A 1,839-nucleotide genomic window follows, 5' to 3' on the forward strand; every position below is an offset into this window, starting at 1 on the left:
CAGTAAATGAGTCGCATCAATAACAATGGCAGGAGTAAAGCAGTTGAACTAAAAGCTAAGGCCAACAAGATTCGATGAGCAGACAATTGTTTTGACTCACCGAGACATCCATATATGGCACCTTATTTCCTTTCTACTATGTTCCGGGCCTTTTTAACCACATGGAAAAGCTAAACACAAAAAAATTTAACATGATCAACGAAAAGAGCTTGAGAGCCGAATATTGGGAAAAGAACCGATAGCGCTGCAGCTTTGCAGGAATAGCGGCATAATCCACATTGCGATAACAGATCAAATAAGCGAGATAGATCCCAGCCCCCCAAAAAAGTACTACAGCGCCTGTGACGGGACCTTTAAAGGTTTCTACTAGCTGCAGCTTCTGTAAGGTCAGAACCCAACTCACTAACGGTATACCTAGGTATTGCAACACACATATGAGTGCAATTAGCTGGAAGGGGATGATGACCATCCCCAAGAATATAACGCCCCCTGGGCGGAACGGCTGTCTATCTGATTTTCGGTCATTCTCAATACCCCAATAAAAAATATAAAGATAATAACAACGCATAAACTCGAGCATATAATTCTTAGATTCCAAGAATAACCGACACACTTGGTATAGAAAGAAGAGTCAGTTGCTTATAAGCTTCAAGCTCTCACACAATCCGCCAAGGTCACCACATGGGAAACCAGTATAAGCAACTGACACTTAAAGAAAGATACCACATAGAAGCATTGAGTAAACTTGGATTTTCAGCGCGTAAAATTGCCAGCGAAATCAAACGGGGCAATAAAACGGTTTCCATCGAGCTAAAACGTTGTAATTGCGGTGTTTACTGTGCTGAAATCGCGAATGAGCAGGCCCAGGATAAACGACGAACATCGGCCAAGTTTTCAAAGTCGACAGAAACGTTGAAACAATCTGTCCGTTCCGCATTGTTGCTGAGTTTGAGTCCTGAACAAATTGCCGGACGCATGAAATACGAAGCTGTGGCTGAGGCCGTGTCATGCAACACCATTTATAACCTGGTGAAACGAGAGCGCTGGCAACATCTACTGACGAGAAAAGGAAAACGCTATAAGCAACGCCAAGGTACGGAAGCTGGGGCAAGGCTTATCCCTGGCCGGGTTGATATCAGTGAATGCCCGCCTGAAGTTGATGAAAAACTTGAAATTGGGCATTGGGAAGGCGATACAGTCCATGGGCAAGATGGTTATTTTGTGACCTTGGTTGAGCGGGTTTCCAAGCTGTTTTTGACTCGACGTGTTCATAATAAGTCAAAAAAAGCTGTGACTTGTGCCATAAAGAAAATGCTCAAGCCGTTTAAAGCTATGTGCAAAACCATTACTTTTGATAACGGTGGTGAATTTGCAGGTCATCAGCAGCTCAAAAAATACCTCAAGTGTGATACCTATTTTGCCAAGCCGTACCATTCTTGGCAGCGAGGTTTGAATGAGAATACCAATGGGCTGTTACGCCGATATTTCCCCAAGGGAATGACGATAGGCGCATTGTCAGAGGAAGACATAAAACAAGCTGAGTTTTTGATTAACATACGCCCCAGGAAAGCATTAAACTACATGAGCCCGTATGAGTTTTTGACGGGTAAGCGTGTGTCACTTATTGCTGCGATCTAGGGTTTATGACCTTATCTTGATTCTTTATTTCGCTCACTTTTCTTTTGACTATTCTTCAACTTTAATATCTACAACACATTTAGAAAATAACGAACTGGTTTTATGGTAACTCGAAATAAAACTGAAATACCTGATTGTGACTTTTTTACCGACATAGGGTAATAACAAAGTAAAAATATCCCCTTCGTAACAGGGTGGCTT

1 protein-coding gene is annotated in these 1,839 nt (G+C 42.3%); it reads left to right on the forward strand.

Annotated elements, in window-relative coordinates; all coding sequences use genetic code 11:
- Nucleotides 1–681 precede the first annotated feature (681 nt).
- On the forward strand, nucleotides 682–1,638 hold the full coding sequence (locus tag H5073_RS17850) for an IS30 family transposase (RefSeq protein WP_182680909.1): 957 nt from the start codon (nucleotides 682–684) through the stop codon (nucleotides 1,636–1,638).
- Nucleotides 1,639–1,839 lie beyond the last annotated feature (201 nt).

This window comes from Shewanella sp. SR44-3 (assembly GCF_014163735.1).
In the GTDB taxonomy this organism is placed as follows: Bacteria; Pseudomonadota; Gammaproteobacteria; order Enterobacterales; family Shewanellaceae; genus Shewanella.

Coding starts and splice junctions, on each gene's coding strand:
- H5073_RS17850 (WP_182680909.1), top strand. CDS start 682: ATGGGAAACCAGTATAAGCAACTGACACTTAAAGAAAGATACCACATA.